This is a genomic window from Amycolatopsis marina (genome assembly GCF_900111885.1).
GTDB lineage: Bacteria > Actinomycetota > Actinomycetes > Mycobacteriales > Pseudonocardiaceae > Amycolatopsis > Amycolatopsis marina.
Map to the genome: position 1 here is coordinate 18,135 of NZ_FOKG01000026.1, position 16,132 is coordinate 34,266.

A 16,132-nucleotide genomic window follows, 5' to 3' on the forward strand; every position below is an offset into this window, starting at 1 on the left:
GCACGTCGGCGGTGTGAACAACCCGAATTCCGAACAGAAAACAGTGTTCAGAAGATAGGTGCACCGAGCTCTACCCGACCAGCGTTCGGTCGTGCGGGAAAAGTTCCTGACGGCAATTGGGAAAAAGTGAGAAATGCGTATGGTTTCTATTTCCCGTGCACCGGTTCACCGCTGACGGAACGCCATGAGGCCGAGGGTGAGCAGAAGCCGGTCGCGCGGATCGGCGATCTTGCGACCGGTCACCGTCTCGATTCGCTGGAGCCGGTAGATCACCGTGTTGCGATGACAGTAGAGCCGCTGTGCGGCGTGCGTGGGTGACCCGCCACTGTCGATCACCGCGTCCAGAGTCTCCAGCATGGTCTGCCGCTCGGCCTCCGGGAGGTCGAGCAGGTCCCCGAAGGCCACTTGTTCCAGCCGGGGAACCAGATGCGGGCTGCCGACGAGCAGCGCCTCCGGCAGCCGTTCGTCGAGTGCGGCGACGCCCGGTTCGGCCAGTGTCCGGGCCGCGGTCTGTGCCATGCCGTACGCCACCCCGATCTCCGCGAAATCGGTGATCACCGGTGCGGCGCCGACGCGCCCGGCCACCGCGGGGCCGAGCGCCTCCAGCACTTCGGCCGGGGTGCGTTCACCGAGTGCCACAAGGCCGACGATGTCGGCGGGACGGACATGCCACGAGGAGACGATCCCGTGTGAGCCGAGCGCGTCCTGCGGAGAGCGCAGCGGGTCGTCGCGTGGGCTGTCGACCGGGGCGACGATACAGATCAGTGGCCCCGTCGGTGGCAGGCCGAGCGCCGCGGCGGCCTCTGTGGCGAGTGCCGGGTCTCCTCCACGGCCCTCCAGCAGCGCGTTCAGAAAGGCATGTTTGCGGCTGAGCTCGTGACTGCGCAGCCGCGCCTCCTCCAGCCGGTAGGCGTCCACCAGCGCCGAGGAACTCGAGTCGATCACCCGCCAGACATAGCTGGCCGCCTCGAGCAGGTCGTGGTCGTACTTTCCGCCGAAGCGCTCCCTGGAGGTGGACAGCAGTGCCTCCCAGATCACCCGGCCACCCAGGCGATAGGCACGGAGGACGGCCTCCAGCGGAATGCCCTGCCGTACCCGGATGCGGCCGGTCTCCCGTGAGGTGTCCTGTGGATCGTCCCCGTCGGGAACCGCCTCGCCGAGCGACTGGATGCCGCGCTCGAGGTTGTCCCGCAGGCTCAGCCGGAGTTCTTCCGGTGCGGCGACACCCAGTTCGGCGTAGGAGGGTTCGCGCTGCAGGACGACCAGCGTGAGCCGGTCGGCCAGACTGTCCAGTTCGCCCAACAGCACCCGGCTCAAAATGTGCAGTGCGCCCTTCGGCGGCTTCGTCAACTCCGGTTTCGGCTGACCAGGTGCCGGTGCTTGCATCGGCCGACAATCGCACGGCACCTGGTGCGGCGTCCACCAGTCCGGGCGCCGAGCCCAGAAATCGCCTGCATCTTTGGGCGCTCCGCCTATGGCCCAGATTGGGCGCCGCGCATCAGTCTTATGGACCTATCGGGCCGGGGTGTTCCACGACACATCGCACCCCTGGTGTCCGTGCCAAGTGACTCACCAATGGCGGGAGGCGCGGCTGTGACGTTGCCGGATCGATCCGACACGCAGACCTCGACCACGGTGCGGGAATCCCCGCCACTCTTCGAAGCACGTGGGATCAGCGTCCGGTTCGGTGGCCTGACCGCACTCGACGATGTGTCACTCGCCGCCTCGCCCAGCGAGATACACGGCGTGATCGGACCCAACGGCGCGGGAAAGACCACCCTGTTCAACGTCTGTTGCGGCTTCGTCGCGCCGGATTCCGGAACGTTGTACCGCGGTGGGCGGGAGTTGGCCGACCTGCGGCCACACCAGCTCAGCGGGATGGGAATCGCGCGGACCCTGCAGGGGGTCGGGCTGTTCGCCGGGCTCACGGTGCTGGAGAACGTGATGGTCGGCGCGGACCGGTTCCACAGGTCCGGCTTCACCTCCGCGTTGTTCGCCCTGCCCCGCTCCGCCGCTGACGAGCGCGGGCTGCGCGAGTCCGCGCGCGGTGCGATGCGGGAGGTCGGGGTCGAGTCCTACGCCTCCCGGATGCCGTCGAGCCTGCCCTATCCGGTGCAGAAGAAGGTGGCACTGGCCAGGGCGCTCGCCGCGGCGCCCGATCTGCTGCTGCTCGACGAACCGGCCAGCGGGCTCGGCCACGACGAGATCGTCGAGCTCGGCGAGTTCGTCCGCGCACTCACCGACAGGATGGCGGTGATCCTCGTCGACCACCACATGGACCTGGTCATGTCGATCTGCGACCGGATCACGGTGCTCGACTTCGGCAAGGTCGTGGCGCACGGCTCGCCCGACGCGGTTCGCAACGAGCCCGCAGTCATCGATGCCTACCTGGGCGAGCAGGCCCGGCGGGGAGACCAGGATGAGTGAAAACGCGACCGGCACCTGGAACGCGCCCGCGACTTCCGGCAATCAGCACGGCGAACTGGAGATTCGCGACCTCAGCGCTTCCTACGGCCCGGTGGTCGCGCTGAACCACGTGCACATCACAGCCCGCCGCGGGCGCATCACAGCCGTGCTCGGAGCCAACGGCGCGGGTAAGACCACGCTGCTGCGTACCGTGTCCGGGCTGGTCCGCGGCAGCAGCGGCGGTGTGTTCCTCGGCGGCCGTGATCTCACCGGACTGTCCGCGGAGGCCATCGCCATGGCGGGGGTCGCCCATGTCCCGGAAGGGCGGGGAGTGATCACCGAACTCACCGTCGAGGAGAACCTCCGGCTCGGTGAGCTGCTCGGCACCGCGCGGGGGGATGGTGCACACGACCTGGACTCGGTCTACGAGATGTTCCCCGCGCTGGAGCAGCGACGGCGGCGCGAGGCGAACTCGTTGTCCGGCGGGGAGCGGCAGATGCTGGTGATCGGTCGTGCGTTGCTGTCGGCGCCCGAGGTGCTGCTGCTCGACGAGCCCTCACTCGGGCTCGCACCACGGATCGTGGCCCAGATCTTCGGCCTGCTGCGCGATCTGGTCGACCGTGACGGCGTGACGGTTCTGCTGGTCGAGCAGAACGCGCGCAGCGCCCTTTCGATCGCCGACGACGGATTCGTGCTCAACCTCGGCGAGGTGGTCGCGGCGGACGAGGCCTCGACACTCGCCGCCGACGACGACTTGCGCCACGCCTATCTCGGTTTCTAGTGCTCGCCGGCACGGCTCGGTGATGCGAGCTCAAGGAGGACACGGCAGACGATGCAACAGTTCCTGAACGTCACCCTCGGCGGGATCAGCCAGGGCGCGATCTACGCGGCCTTCGCGCTGGCTCTCGTGCTGATCTGGCGCTCGACGAGAATCATCAACTTCGCCCAGGGATCCATGGCGATGTTCACCACCTACCTTGCGCTCACCCTGGTGGAGAACGGGATGTCGTACTGGGTGGGGTTCGCCGTGGCGCTGCTCGGCGGACTGCTGCTCGGCGCCGCGGTGGAACGGGTGATCATGCGGCCGGTCGAGGGCGGTCCCGAACTCAACGCCGTGATCGTCACGCTCGGTTTGTTCGTCGCCTTCCAGGCGCTGGCCGCCATCCTTTTCGGAGCCTCGTTCAAGTCCTTCCCCGCACCGTTCGACCTCCGTGGCTTCACCATCGGTTCGGTCAACATCGCGTTCACGCCCTACAGCATCTTCGTCATCGCCTCGGTGGTCGCCGTGATGGCGGGGCTCGTCGCCCTGTTCCGGTTCACCGATGTCGGTCTGCGTATGCGGGCCTCGGCGTTCAATCAGGAGGTCGCCCGGCTGCTCGGGGTCAAGGTAGGCCGCATGCTCACCCTGGGCTGGGCGCTGGCCGCTGTGGTGGGGTCACTGGCCGGCCTGCTCATCGCAGGCGGGAACCTGGTCTTCCCGGCCTACATGGACGCGGTGATCGTCTACGGTTTCGTCGCCGCGGTGCTCGGCGGTCTGGACAGCCCGGTCGGAGCCGTCGTCGGCGGACTGATCATGGGACTGGCACTGTCCTATGTGAGCGGCTATCTCGGAAGTGAGCTGGTGGCCCTGGCGGCACTGGCGATCCTCGTGGCCGTGCTGCTGGTGCGGCCAAGGGGACTGTTCAGCAGCACGGCAGCGAGGCAGGTGTGATGGGCCCCGTCATCACGGCCGTGCGCCGCCGCCTCCCGTCCTCGGTGCTCGGACGGCACCTGTTGCTGGTGCTCGTCGGTCTGCTCCTCGTGATCGTCGTGCTGGAGACGACCACTCCGTTCCGGAACTCGCAGTTCGCCACGATGTCGTACTACGCCATCGCGGCGGCCGGTCTTACCGTCCTCACCGGACTCAACGGGCAGATCTCACTTGGTCACGGTGCGCTGATGGCAGTGGGCGCTTACACGACCGGGTTGCTGCTGGCCACCGGATCGATCCCGTTCCCCCTGGCGATGTTGCTCGCCACCGCGGCTACCGCGATCGTGGGCATCGTCGTCGGCGCGGCGGCCTCGCGGCTGCACGGTCCCTATCTCGCGGGAGCCACGCTCGCGCTGGCCGTCGGCGTGCCGGGAATCGCGATCTACTTCGACGGGACACTGGGCGGGGAGCAGGGACTGCGCGTCGACGCCCCGCGCACCCCGGACTGGTTCGCCGACGCCGTCTACTTCCTCTCGGCCAACGAAGCGGGCCCGGCGAAGTACCTCGCCTACATCGGCTGGATCACCCTGCTCGTCGTCCTTCTGCTGCTGGCCAACCTGATCGCGAGCAGGTACGGGCGGATGTGGCGCGCGGTGCGCGACGACGAGATCGCCGCCGAACTATCCGGGATCCAACTCGGAAAGGCCAGGGTGCTCGCGTTCGTGGTCAGCGCAGCCTGCGCCGGGCTCGCCGGATCGGTGCTCGGCATGGTGGTCAGGCTGGCCGCGCCGAGCGGATTCACGATCGTGCTCTCGCTGGCCCTGCTCACCGCGGTCGTGGTGGGTGGACTCGGAAGTCTCACCGGAGCGCTGCTCGGCAGCGCGCTGCTGGTCTTCCTGCCTCCCGCGGTGACCGGAATCGGCACCGGCGCCGGGCTCTCGGACGTACAGGCGGCGCAGCTGGCTCCCCTGGTCTACGGCGTCGTGCTGGTGGCGGTCATGGTGCTCGCGCCGGGCGGAGCCGTCGGAATGTTGCGGCGGCTGCGCGGAAAGCCGGCCAGCCGGGGTGGGACAGCCACAACCACTGAACCCGTCGGGGACGTTGAATCAGGAGGTAGCAGATGAGCAGAGTCGTGCGACGTCGTGGCCGGTGGGTGGCGGGCCTGATCACCACAGCCGCGGTGGTCCTCGCGTCCTGTGGCGCGGGCGGCCGCCCCGATGAGGGAACGGGGGGTGGAAGAGAGGCCTCCGACGTCGGCATCACGGCCGAGTCGGTGAAGGTCGGCGCCCACTTCCCGCTGACCGGGGTCGCCGCGCCCGGGTACAGCGAGATCCCGACCGGCGCGAAGGCGTACTTCGACTACGTCAACGCCAACGGTGGTGTCCACGGGCGGACGATCGAGTACGTCTACAAGGACGACGCCTACAACCCGACGAACACCACGCAGGTGACCAACGAGCTCGTGCTGCAGGACGAGATCTTCGCGATGGTCGGCGGCCTCGGCACGCCCACGCACAGCGCGGTGCTCGACTTCCTGAACAGCTCCGGAGTGCCGGACCTCTTCGTCTCGTCGGGTTCGCTGCTGTGGAACCAGCCGCAGGAGAATCCGCAGACGTTCGGCTGGCAGCCGGACTACGAGGTCGAGGGAAAGATCATCGGTCAGTACGTGCGGGAGAATTTGCCCGACGCCAAGGTGGGACTGTTCCTGCAGGACGACGACTTCGGCGACGACGGCGAGAAGGGGGTGCGACGATACATAGACGACCAGATCGTCGCGGCCGAGCGTTACGCGCCGGGAAACACGGACGTCGCACCACAGATCGCGGCACTGCAGGCGGCCGGGGCGGATCTCGTCATCGGCTTCAATGTGCCGTCCTACACCGCACTGAGCCAGCTCACCTCGTTGCGCCTCAACTACGATCCACAGTGGATCTACAGCAACGTCGGTTCGGACCCGGCTCTGGTCGGCTCGCTGCTGAGCAAGTTCTCCGAGGGGAAGGTCACCGACTCCGCAATGCTCGACGGTGCGATCACCACCGAATACCTGTCCGGAGTGGACGCGACGGACGATCCGTGGACCCAGCTCTGGCAGAAGGTATGGGACGCTCACGGCGGAGAGGGTGAACTGACCAACTACCGGATCTACGGAATGGCCGAGGCCTACACGTTCGTGCAGGCGCTGCAGGCGGCCGGAGCCAACCCGACGAGGGAAGGAATCGTCAACGCCGTGGAGCAGGCAGGCGGTGACTTCCAGGGGCCCGGCCTCGCTCCCTTCCGGTACTCGGGGGAGTCCCATGCCGGAATATCGGGTGTGAAGGTCGCGCGGATCAAGGGTGTGACGACCGAGGAGCTCACGCCGGTGCTGGTGACCGGGAACGGTGACGCCGAGATCACCGAGCACACCGCCGAGCACGCGCCGCCGCCGGAGAACGGAATTCCGGACGTGCAGCCGGTGGGCTGACCAGCCAGGGAGGGGCTGTGGCCGGGCCGCTTGCCGGTCACAGCCCCGGCTGCGGGCTTCTTGTTCATAAGTCGGATCAGCGGTTGTCGTGGAGTACGCGGATGCTGAGCCCTGCCTCGGTGAGTCTGCGCAGCAGCGCATCGCCCATCGCTACCGCTGTGGTGACCTGTCCCGCGGTCTCGGGCAGGTCGTCGAAGGCCAGACACAGCGCCGACTCGGCGAGCATCCGTGCGGTCTCGTCATATCCCGGGTCGCCGCCCGAGACTTCGGTGACCACGCGGGTGCCACCTGCCTCCCCGGTGAACCGGACGGAGAACCAGGATCTCGCCCTGCGCTCGGGGCTCGGGCCCGCACCGGGCTTCCGGATTCTCGCGAGAGCGTCCCGCGCAGGCGGGATCTGTGCGAGCAACGCCAGCGCGGCAAGGCCCGCCCCGGCGAGCGCCACCGTCGGCAACCGCTTGACCGAGGCGTACTGGTGGTAGGTGAAGTCGGGGCCGTAGCGTGGCAGCGCCCGAGCCGAGCGAGCGACGATTCGCGGGTCCAAAGAGGACATCGGGACCACCCAGCGGCCCGTCGTGCTGTCACGGTGGAGCTTGCCGAGCGGGGTCCGCACGCGGCGCCGGTCGGGGCGGGGTTCGACGCGCGCCCGTTCCCGTGCCGCCCGAACCATTGCCAGCGGCCGGGAGAACGCGGTCAGCGCGGATGAGTAGGTGCCGCCGGAGAACTCCGCGTTGACCCGCACCTGACCGCTCACGGTGATCGGCACGTCCTGCGGCAGGTAACCGACCGTGAACAGCACGCCGAGGTCGTAGGGGATCGAGTCGAAACCGCAGGCGTGCACGATGCGGGCGCCGCTGCGGCGGGCTGTCGCGTCATGGCGCAGGTACATGCGGTCGACGAACTCCGGCTCCCCGGTGAGATCGACGTAGTCGGTGCCGGCTGCCGCGCAGGCCGCCACCAGTGGCTCGCCGTGGTCCGAGTAGGGACCCACCGTGGTGATGATCACCTTGGCCGCCTCGGCGACCGTCCGGAGTGACGCGGGCTCGCCGGTGTCGGCGTGCAGCAGGGGCAGATCCGCGCATGCGGGATCGATCGCGGTGAGGCGGTCGCGCAGGTGCTCGAGCTTGGTCCTGTTGCGCCCTGCCAGTGCCCAGGCCGCCCCGGCAGGGACCGTGCGGGCGAGGTACTCGGCGGTCAACCCTCCGGTGAACCCCGTGCCACCGAACAGAACCAGATCGTAGGTGCGGTTGTCGGGCATGGAGTACGGCTCCTTGTGTCTCGAGGGCGTCCGCACCCGGATCGTAGGCTGTCGGGGCTTGGCCCCGCATGATCACCGGCCGGGAATGGTCACCTCGGTCACGGCACCGGCCAGCAGCGTGGGACCGGACGCCGAGGGTCCGGCCGTCGCCTCCCGCACATCGGCCACCACGGCGGTGATGTTGTCCGGGCCGCCGAGTTCGTTCGCCCGCTCTATCAACCGCCGCAGTGTGGGCTCCGGCTCCGCGCCCTCGGCCAGCGTGTCCTGGATCGTGTCGTCGGTGAGCACGCAGGTCACCCCGTCGGAACACAGGAGAATGCGATCGCCGGGAACGCAGTCGTGCACCGACACGTCCGGTTCCCCGCCGTCACCCGCGAGCAGTGCCCGCATGAGCATGGACCGCCGGGGATGGTGGGCGGCCTCCTCTGCTGTCACCTGGCCGTCCGCGACCAGCTGTTCGACCAGCGTGTGATCCCTGGTGAGTCGTCGTAGCTCGGCGCCGCGAAGGAGGTATGCGCGGGAGTCGCCGATGTGCGCCAGCACGAATCCCGATCCGTGCCAGAGCAGTGTGGTCATGGTGCAGCCCATCCCGGTGAGGTCCTCGTGCTCGCGCGCGAGGTCGGTGAGGGTGCCCGCGATGCCCGACACCGTCTCGGTGAGCAGCCGCGCCCCCGCGTCGGCGGTGATGCCGTCCGGGATGGACGGAACGGCTCTGCCCGCGAGCTCGGTGATGGCCACAGCGCTGGCGATCTCTCCGTGCGGCTGACCGCCGATACCGTCGGCCACGGCCAGCAGGCGAGGAGTTGCCAGGGCGGAGTCCTCGTTGCGGGACCGCCGTCGCCCAGGGTCGGAGGCGGCGGCGTAGTCGAGCCGGGGAACGCGGGGAGGTGTCATGCATGCAGTAAATCAGTGGTTGATTCTGTTCACAAGCAGAAGTGCTGTGGAAAGTCTGAGACTTGTGAACTAGGCTCCTGTGTCATGGGTCAGGACGGGACAGTGAACGCCGGCGAGATCGCTCGGCTGGTGGACGTGGGGCGGGCGGCGGTGAGCAACTGGCGCCGCAGGCACGAGGATTTCCCGCGGCCCGTCGGGGGCACCGCGTCCAGCCCGCTGTTCTCCCTGACCGAGGTGGAGACCTGGCTGCGGCGCAACGGCAAACCGTTCCAACTCTCGGCCGCGGACCGCGCCTGGCAGGAGATCCGGGCGGCGGGCGACGACCTGCGGCTCGGCGAGCTCGTCGCCGAGGCCGGTGAGCGGCTACGCGCGGGTGCGCCCGGTGCCCGCGTGGACGGCGCGCTGGGGGACCTGTCGGCCGAGCGCGGTCCCGCCATGGCGTTCGAGGAACTGTGCGCGCGCTACTTCCGGGCGCACTCCCGCGGGCTTGACATCACCAGGCACGAGGTGGCCGTGCTGATGGCGCGGCTGGCGTGTGCCGAAGGGGCGACAGTGCTCGACCCGGCCTGCGGTGTCGGCACTCTCCTGCTGGCGGCGGGCCGGATCACCGCGCTGGGTCAGGAAGTCGGCGGAGCGGCCGCGCGCATCGCCGCGACCCGCCTCGAACTCCGTGGGATTCCGGCGCGGATCGTCGACGGGGATTCGCTGCGAGCGGATGCGTTCGCGGGCACGCTCGCCGACGCGGTGCTGTGTGATCCGCCGTTCAACGAGCGGTCCTGGGGATTCGACGATCTCACGGGAGATCCACGCTGGGAGTACGGGATGCCGCCCCGGGGTGAGCCGGAACTGGCGTGGGTGCAGCATTGTCTCGCGAAGGTGCGTCCCGGTGGGACGGTGGCGATCCTGATGCCGACCGCCGCGGCGAGCCGGCGGCCGGGCAGGCGTATCCGGGGCAACCTCCTGCGCGCCGGTGCGCTGCTCGCCGTTCTCGGCCTCGGTGCGAGCGGGCCCGATCTGTGGCTGTTGCGCAGGCCCGAGCCCGGGGCGCCACCGCCCTCGCGGATCCTGCTCGGTGAGTACGACGGAGACCTGCGGGCGGTGGAGCACGCGTGGGTCCGGTTCCGGCAGGATTCCGCGGCGGCGGGTGCGGTGCGGATCATCGATCTGCTGGACGAGGACGTCGATCTGAGCCCCGCGCGCGCGATGAGCACACGACGCGACGGCGAACTCGTGCGGGAGTTCAACACGGCGGCCGACCGGCTCAGGGGAGCGACGCGACCCGCCGTACCGGAACTCGAGCAGCTGCAGGGACCCGGGCCACAGGCCTCGACGACCGTCGCGGACCTCATCGCGGCCGGACACGTGCGAGTCCGGTACGCCCCGCCGGGGACGGCGCCCGTGGCCGGGCATGGTCCGATGCTGACGGCGGGGGACGTGGCCGTGGGATGCGCGGCCAGCGGGCGGACCGGCGCGGGGGACGGCACGGACAGCGATGTTGTCGAGGTTCGCGCCGGGGATGTCGTCGCTTCGCCCTCCGGTGCGGTCCGGGTGGTGTCGGAGGCGGCCGTGCTCGGTCCTTCGCTCGCGCGCTACCGCGTCGATCCCCAGCGGGTCGACCCCGAGTTCCTCGCGGGAGTGTTGCGGACCGCGACGGCGAAGTCGCCAGGTCTGTCGAGCAGGATCGATCCGAGGCGGATTCGGCTGCCCAGCCTTTCGCTGGCGGAGCAGCGAAGGTACGGCGCGGCGATGAGGGAGCTGCAGGTCGTGGCCGACGCGACCCGGGAGGCGGCTGAGGCGGGGCAACGGCTGCTCCGGCTAGGCTGCGAAGGCCTGGTCACCGGACACCTCGGCCCACAATGAGCATGGTGCGGTCCCACCGGCGAGTGAGGTGTTTGTGCTGCTGATCGCCGAGCGATACGAACTCGACGAGCTTCCCCTCGGCAGGGGCGGGATGGGCACGGTGCACCGGGGCCACGACCGGCATCTCGACCGCACCGTCGCGGTGAAGTTCCTCGCGCTGCCCGGTGGACCGGACGGTGACCTGGAGCGGCGGTTCATCCGGGAGGCCCGCATACTTGCCCGCCTCGAGCATCCGGGTGCGCCGGTGCTGCACGACTTCGGGACGTTCGAGGGCAGGCCGTTCCAGGTGCTGCAGTTCATCGAGGGTGTCACCATCGACGATCTGGTGGGGGAGCACGGTCCGGTGCCGGTGGCGTGGTCCGCGGCGATCGCCGCCCAGGCGTGCGCCGTGCTGGCGGCGGCGCACGAACTCGGTATCTGCCACCGCGACCTCAAGCCGACCAACCTGATGCTCTGCCCCGACGGCGGTGTGAAGGTGCTCGACTTCGGTCTCGCGATCCTGCGCGAGGTCGACGTCGCGCGCTTCACCAGGGCGGGACAGATCCTCGGCACGCCTGCCTACATGCCGCCGGAGCAGATCCAGCGTGGTGTCTCCGGCCCCGCGGGTGACCTGTACGCACTCGGCTGTGTGCTGTACGAACTGCTGACCGGCGAGCAGTTGTTCACCGGCCCCACGGCGTTCTCGGTGTTCGAGAAGCAGGTACACGAACCCCCGCCGGACGTCCCGGGGCTGCCCGCCGGGCTCAGTTGCGTGCTGCGCGAGCTCCTGGAGAAGGACCCGGCGAAACGGCCGCGCGATGCCACCGAGCTGTACCGCAGGCTCGCGCCGTTCGCCGTGGAGCTGCCGATGCTGCCCGGCTTCCTGCATCCGGTGGCGCGGCCCAGCCCCGCCCGGATGTACACGCACATGGCGGGCAGGCTGCTCGACCCCGGTCTCGACGGCTGAAGCGGAAACCGTCGACGAGTTTCCTCCGGTGTGACTGCCGTGCTTCACGGTCCCGGTTTGCGGGCGACAAGCCGTTCGACGATGCCGAGCTTGAAGCGCTCCTGGCGTTCCACCGCGAAGCCCTGTGCCGTCACGTCGTTGATCGGCCTGCGCCGGAAGTGCTCCCCGCCGAGTGGAATGGAGACCAGTTCGAGCAGGCGCTGGATCAATCGGACGGGTGCCGAGGTGCTCACCACGTGGTCGGCCAGCACCAGTCGTCCACCAGGGCGCAGGACCCGCCGCATCTCGGCGATCGCGACCCGCTCGTCGGGGATTGCGCACAGCGAGAAGGTGCTCACCACGGTGTCGAAGGAGTCGTCCGGGAACTCGAGCCGCTGTGCGTCACCTTCGTGCAGGTCGACCGGGCGTCCGAGCTCCTCGACCCGCAGGCGGGCCTGCTCCAGCATGGCCGGGCTGAGATCGACACCGGTCACCGTCGCGTCGTCACTGTAGAACGGCAGGTTCAGGCCGGTTCCCACGGCGACTTCGAGCACGCGGCCGTGTGCCTGCCCGCAGACCCACTGCCGGGTGTCGCCGAAGAACTTCCGGTCGGCGAATCCCATCTGCCGGTCATAGTTGCGTGAATGCTTGTCCCAGTAGCGGCGTAAGCGCGCCAGTTGCTTCGCGGAGGACACCCGGCAGCTCCTTTCGGTCGAGAGGAATTCATGCCGATTCTGCTGCCGGACGGTAGTGGGCGCGAGGGGTGAGCGAGCGCCCGGCGACGCCGACCAGCCCTCGCACCCGGAATTGATCGAGACAGACGAATTCCGGTCAGGGGCGGGGGTGGGTGGTGAGGTAGCCGCCCATGGTGGTGAAGTAGTCGGCCGCGGCGTACTCGGTACCGTCCTCCGTGCGGACCCGCTCGATCGCCAGGCCGTGGTTGCGGCCGAACCGAGCGTCGGCGCCCGCGACGATGACGACCGCGTCGCCCTCCTTGATGAAGATCCGGCCCGGCGTACCGCCGTAGCGGCCTTCGGACACCGAGGCACGAACGATCCGCAGACGCTCGCCGCGATGGAAGGTGAACGCGTTGGGATAGGGGTCGGACTGGGCGCGGACCAGCCGGTCGATGTCCGCCGCGGGCCAGGACCAGTCGATCCGGCTGTCCTCGATGGCACGCTTGTGGAAGAAGCTCGCCTTCGACCTGTCCTGCGGGGTCCACTCGGCCCGGCCCGAAGTGATCAGGGCGAGGGACTCGGTGACAACGGGCTCGATGAGGTCGACGGTCTTGTGGAACAGGTCGGTCGTGGTGTCGCGCGGGCCCACCGCTACCGCGCGCTGGAGGACGATGTCGCCCGCGTCGAGTTCGGCATCCATCATGTGGGCGGTCACGCCCACTTCGGACTCGCCGTTGATCAGTGCCCAGATCAGCGGCGAGAATCCGGCGTAGGCGGGCAGCAGCGAGTCGTGCACGTTCAGCGTGCCGTGGCGGGGCATCGTGAAGATCTCCGGCGGGATCCAGGTACGCCAGTTGTTCGCGACGATCAGGTCCGGGTCTGCCTCCTTGAGCCTGGACATCAACTCCTCGTCGTCGGGCCGGTTGCGCAGCAGAACCTCGACGCCGTGCTCCTCGGCCAGATCCGCGACCGAGTCGGACCAGATGCGCTCGTAGGCGTGCTCGGACTTCGGGTGGGTGACCACCAGCACCACCTCGTGCTCCGAGTCCAGCAGCGCACGCAGGGTCCGATGCCCCCACGTCTGGTACCCGAACATGACGACCCGCATGGGCCCCTCCTCATCTCGCGATCACGGCCCCGGCAAACCGGGCTAGTAAAGCAAGGCTTGCCTTCTTAAGCAATGTTCGCCGTGGGGACGAACATCACCCTCGAAAGTACTAACTGAGGGCGCACTAAGTTAGGTTAGGGTTTCCTCGGTCTGAACGGCGTGTGCTGCGCGGGAGCCGTCCGTGCGAGGCCGCCGGGGCAGGCACCGAGACGGACAAGCGGCGCTGCCGCGCGATGGGACAGGTATGGCACAGGTATTTCTCGACCACGAGACACCGGTATACGACCTCGTCGGGGTGGGGTTCGGGCCCTCGAACCTCGCGCTGGCGATCGCGCTGACCGAGCACAACGCGGCCGCGGGCCCCGGCAGCAGCGACACGGTGACCGCCCACTTTCTTGAGCGTCAGCCGTGTTTCGGGTGGCACAGAGGAATGCTGATCGAGGACGCCACCATGCAGGTGTCGTTCCTGAAGGACCTCGTGACGCTGCGCAACCCGGCCAGCCGGTTCAGCTTCCTCTCCTACCTGCACAGCAAGGGCAGGCTGGTCGACTTCGTCAACCACAAGAACCTGTTCCCGCTGCGAGTCGAGTTCCACGACTACTTCGAGTGGTCGGCCGCGCAGGTGGACGATCTCGTCTCGTACGACCAGGAGGTCGTCGCGGTCCGGCCGGTGCGGGCCGACGGCGACGACGAGGTGCTGTACGTCGACGTGGAGACCAGGACCCCCGGCGGGCGCAGCGAGGTGTTCCGCGCCCGCAATCTGGTGGTGGCCACCGGTCTGCGGCCGAACCTGCCCGAGGGGGTGACCACCTCCGACCGGGTGTGGCACAACCGGGAACTCATGCACCGGGTCGACGGTATCGACGAGGACACGGCGTCGCGGTTCGTGGTGATCGGCGCGGGCCAGAGTGCCGCCGAGGTGACCGCCTTCCTGCACGGCAGGTTCCCGCGTGCCGAAGTGTGCTCGGTGTTCTCGAGGTTCGGCTACAGCCCGTCCGACGACAGCGCGTTCGCCAACCGGGTCTTCGACCCGGACGCGGTGGACGAGTTCTACGGGGCGCCGGAGGACACGAAACAGCGGATCATGGGCTACCACGCCAACACGAACTACTCGGTCGTGGACCTCGAACTGATCGATGACCTGTACCGCCGCATGTACCGGGAGCGGGTGCTCGGCCGGGAGCGGTTGCGTCTGTTCAACGTGTCCCGTCCGGTCGAGGTGGCCGAGACCGGGGACGGCGTGCGAGTCACCGTCGAATCACTCACGTCGGGTGCGCGGACGGAACTCGAATCGGACGTCGTGGTCTATTCGACCGGATACCGGCCGGACGACTCGCTGCCCCTGCTGGGCGAACTGGCAGGCCGCTGCCTGCGCGACGAGCACGGCAGGCTCGACGTCGAACGGGACTATCGCATCCGGACCGACGCCGCTGTGCGAACCGGTATCTACCTGCAGGGTGGCGGCACGGAGCACACGCACGGCATCACATCCTCCCTGCTGTCCAACAACGCGGTGCGATCCGGAGAGATCCTCCGGTCCATTCTGTACAGCAAGCGGGCCGCGGTGCCCGGGGTCCCCGAGACACGTGGGCCACAGGCGCGCTATGCGGTGAGCGGTAGCGCCTCCACCTAGGAGGTATCCCCGTCCCCTCCGCGCGGCGAGGGCAGGCGGGTGTCGGAGATCTGTTGTCCACGTCGCGTGAGTTTCCCCGAAAGGTTGAACCATGTCCCCGAAAACCCACTTCCGGCTGTTACGGAGCCTGCCCGCGGCTCTGCTGGCGTTCGTGCTCGCCGCGGTACTGGCCGGCTGCGGCGCGTCCGGCGAGGAGCCCGCTGACGCGGGTGCGCCCTCCGGCGACGCCACATTCCCCGTCACTGTCGAGCACAAGTACGGCAGTACGGAGATCCCCGCCGAGCCGAAGCGGGTCGTCACCCTAGGACTGTCCGATCAGGACGCCGTGCTCGCGCTCGGCGTCAAACCGGTCGGCGCTGTCGACTGGTTCAAGGAGCAGCCGTACGGGAAATGGCCGTGGGCCAAGGAACTCTGGGGCGACCAGCCACCTGAGATCGTCGGTGAGCGCGACGAGTACAACATGGAGAAGATCGCCGAACTCGATCCTGATCTGATCATCGCCCAGTACTCGGGGATGACCAAGGAACAGTACGACACCCTCTCGCAGCAGTTCCCCGTCGTCGCGCAGCCCAAGGGTTTCGAGGACTACCAGGCGCCGTGGCAGGACATGACGCGGGCGATCGGCACCGCCCTCGGCAAATCGGCGGAGGCCGAGGAACTGATCAACGGCATCGACCAGCGGTTCGCGCAGGTGCGCGAGAAGCACCCGGAGTGGGCCGAGCTGACCGCCGTGGTGGGTGAGCCCTACGAGCCGGGCAAGTTCTCCGCCTTCTCGCCGAACGACCCGAAGATGGTGTTCCTCACGGAGATGGGCTTCACCTCCCCGGAGCCGTTCACGAAGGCCGTCGGTGACCAGACCGTGGCGGACTTCAGTTTCGAACGGCTGGACCTGATGAACGCCGACCGGCTGCTCTGGCTGGTGGCGACACCGGACGCGGAGCAGATGCTGACCGGCGACCCGCTGTACTCGCAGCTGGAGGTCGTGCAGGAGAACCGCGACCTGTTCCTGCCCTACGAGAACCCGGACATCGGCGCGGCACTGTCGTTCAACACCGTGCTGAGCATTCCCTACGCCATCGACGAGGTGGTGTCGATGCTCGAGTCCGTGAAGTAACGCGTTTTCCGAGATCTCCGCACCGGCCGGTCACCGTGGTGGCCGGCCGGTGATCGCGGAGGCGACGCGGATCGTGATCCCGCGCCCTTGACCGGATGGAAGGCCT

General features: G+C 68.6%; 14 protein-coding genes. 9 read left to right on the forward strand and 5 right to left on the reverse strand.

Going from position 1 to position 16,132, the window contains the following annotated elements; genetic code table 11:
• Positions 1 to 165: 165 nt before the first annotated feature.
• Entirely contained in the window at positions 166 to 1,386 is a 1,221-nt protein-coding gene (locus tag BM199_RS28945; protein ID WP_091678232.1) for a PucR family transcriptional regulator, read from the reverse strand.
• A gap of 207 nt (positions 1,387 to 1,593) precedes the next feature.
• Between BM199_RS28945 and BM199_RS28950 the strand changes: the two genes are divergently transcribed.
• Genes BM199_RS28950 through BM199_RS28970 form a run of 5 tightly spaced genes read left to right on the forward strand, consistent with a single transcriptional unit; the run spans position 1,594 to position 6,557 of the window.
• On the forward strand, positions 1,594 to 2,427 hold the full coding sequence (locus BM199_RS28950) for an ABC transporter ATP-binding protein (protein ID WP_425425612.1): 834 nt from the start codon (positions 1,594 to 1,596) through the stop codon (positions 2,425 to 2,427).
• On the forward strand, positions 2,420 to 3,187 hold the full coding sequence (locus tag BM199_RS28955; RefSeq protein WP_091678237.1) for an ABC transporter ATP-binding protein: 768 nt from the start codon (positions 2,420 to 2,422) through the stop codon (positions 3,185 to 3,187). Before BM199_RS28950 ends, BM199_RS28955 begins: the two co-directional genes overlap by 8 nt.
• A 51-nt stretch (positions 3,188 to 3,238) precedes the next feature.
• Positions 3,239 to 4,117 carry a branched-chain amino acid ABC transporter permease gene (locus BM199_RS28960; protein ID WP_091678240.1) on the forward strand — a complete coding sequence of 293 codons (879 nt, stop codon included), beginning with the start codon at positions 3,239 to 3,241 and terminating at the stop codon, positions 4,115 to 4,117.
• The gene (locus BM199_RS28965) at positions 4,117 to 5,220 is read left to right on the forward strand and encodes a branched-chain amino acid ABC transporter permease (RefSeq protein WP_091678243.1); all 1,104 of its coding nucleotides are present in this window, start codon (positions 4,117 to 4,119) and stop codon (positions 5,218 to 5,220) included. Before BM199_RS28960 ends, BM199_RS28965 begins: the two co-directional genes overlap by 1 nt.
• Positions 5,217 to 6,557, forward strand: coding sequence for an ABC transporter substrate-binding protein (locus tag BM199_RS28970; RefSeq protein ID WP_091678246.1), 1,341 nt, complete (start codon positions 5,217 to 5,219; stop codon positions 6,555 to 6,557). The genes BM199_RS28965 and BM199_RS28970 overlap by 4 nt, the downstream gene beginning before the upstream one ends.
• 76 nt (positions 6,558 to 6,633) lie before the next feature.
• On the opposite strand, the gene BM199_RS28975 is transcribed toward BM199_RS28970, so the two are convergent.
• Together BM199_RS28975 and BM199_RS28980 are read right to left on the reverse strand one after the other, a co-directional pair.
• Positions 6,634 to 7,815: a saccharopine dehydrogenase family protein gene (locus BM199_RS28975; protein WP_091678248.1), complete on the reverse strand. Its 1,182-nt coding sequence runs from the start codon at positions 7,813 to 7,815 to the stop codon at positions 6,634 to 6,636.
• A gap of 72 nt (positions 7,816 to 7,887) precedes the next feature.
• Positions 7,888 to 8,709, reverse strand: a complete 822-nt coding sequence (locus tag BM199_RS28980) for a PP2C family protein-serine/threonine phosphatase (protein ID WP_091678251.1) — start codon at positions 8,707 to 8,709, stop codon at positions 7,888 to 7,890.
• A gap of 84 nt (positions 8,710 to 8,793) precedes the next feature.
• On the opposite strand from BM199_RS28980, the gene BM199_RS28985 reads away from it, so the two are divergent.
• A complete protein-coding gene (locus tag BM199_RS28985; protein ID WP_091678253.1) occupies positions 8,794 to 10,569 on the forward strand; it encodes an N-6 DNA methylase in 1,776 nt (591 codons plus the stop codon).
• 37 nt (positions 10,570 to 10,606) lie between these two features.
• Positions 10,607 to 11,515, forward strand: coding sequence for a serine/threonine-protein kinase (locus BM199_RS28990; RefSeq protein ID WP_091678303.1), 909 nt, complete (start codon positions 10,607 to 10,609; stop codon positions 11,513 to 11,515).
• Between the two features lie 44 nt (positions 11,516 to 11,559).
• Here the strand turns inward: BM199_RS28990 and BM199_RS28995 are convergent, their stop codons facing one another.
• Both BM199_RS28995 and BM199_RS29000 read right to left on the reverse strand, forming a co-directional pair.
• Complete coding sequence (locus BM199_RS28995) at positions 11,560 to 12,189, reverse strand: class I SAM-dependent methyltransferase (RefSeq protein ID WP_245788865.1); 630 nt, start codon at positions 12,187 to 12,189, stop codon at positions 11,560 to 11,562.
• A 136-nt stretch (positions 12,190 to 12,325) separates the two neighbouring features.
• Positions 12,326 to 13,279, reverse strand: a complete 954-nt coding sequence (locus BM199_RS29000) for a methionyl-tRNA formyltransferase (protein WP_091678256.1) — start codon at positions 13,277 to 13,279, stop codon at positions 12,326 to 12,328.
• 244 nt (positions 13,280 to 13,523) lie between these two features.
• On the opposite strand from BM199_RS29000, the gene BM199_RS29005 reads away from it, so the two are divergent.
• Both BM199_RS29005 and BM199_RS29010 read left to right on the forward strand, forming a co-directional pair.
• Positions 13,524 to 14,912, forward strand: coding sequence for a lysine N(6)-hydroxylase/L-ornithine N(5)-oxygenase family protein (locus BM199_RS29005; protein ID WP_091678258.1), 1,389 nt, complete (start codon positions 13,524 to 13,526; stop codon positions 14,910 to 14,912).
• Between the two features lie 91 nt (positions 14,913 to 15,003).
• Complete coding sequence (locus BM199_RS29010) at positions 15,004 to 16,026, forward strand: iron-siderophore ABC transporter substrate-binding protein (RefSeq protein WP_091678260.1); 1,023 nt, start codon at positions 15,004 to 15,006, stop codon at positions 16,024 to 16,026.
• Positions 16,027 to 16,132 lie beyond the last annotated feature (106 nt).

Bases quoted from the DNA above. Each gene is read 5' to 3' on its own strand.
- BM199_RS28945 (WP_091678232.1), bottom strand. From the start codon at position 1,386: ATGCAAGCACCGGCACCTGGTCAGCCGAAACCGGAGTTGACGAAGCCG.
- BM199_RS28955 (WP_091678237.1), top strand. From the start codon at position 2,420: ATGAGTGAAAACGCGACCGGCACCTGGAACGCGCCCGCGACTTCCGGC.
- BM199_RS28960 (WP_091678240.1), top strand. From the start codon at position 3,239: ATGCAACAGTTCCTGAACGTCACCCTCGGCGGGATCAGCCAGGGCGCG.
- BM199_RS28965 (WP_091678243.1), top strand. From the start codon at position 4,117: ATGGGCCCCGTCATCACGGCCGTGCGCCGCCGCCTCCCGTCCTCGGTG.
- BM199_RS28970 (WP_091678246.1), top strand. From the start codon at position 5,217: ATGAGCAGAGTCGTGCGACGTCGTGGCCGGTGGGTGGCGGGCCTGATC.
- BM199_RS28975 (WP_091678248.1), bottom strand. From the start codon at position 7,815: ATGCCCGACAACCGCACCTACGATCTGGTTCTGTTCGGTGGCACGGGG.
- BM199_RS28980 (WP_091678251.1), bottom strand. From the start codon at position 8,709: ATGACACCTCCCCGCGTTCCCCGGCTCGACTACGCCGCCGCCTCCGAC.
- BM199_RS28985 (WP_091678253.1), top strand. From the start codon at position 8,794: ATGGGTCAGGACGGGACAGTGAACGCCGGCGAGATCGCTCGGCTGGTG.
- BM199_RS29000 (WP_091678256.1), bottom strand. From the start codon at position 13,279: ATGCGGGTCGTCATGTTCGGGTACCAGACGTGGGGGCATCGGACCCTG.
- BM199_RS29005 (WP_091678258.1), top strand. From the start codon at position 13,524: ATGGCACAGGTATTTCTCGACCACGAGACACCGGTATACGACCTCGTC.
- BM199_RS29010 (WP_091678260.1), top strand. From the start codon at position 15,004: ATGTCCCCGAAAACCCACTTCCGGCTGTTACGGAGCCTGCCCGCGGCT.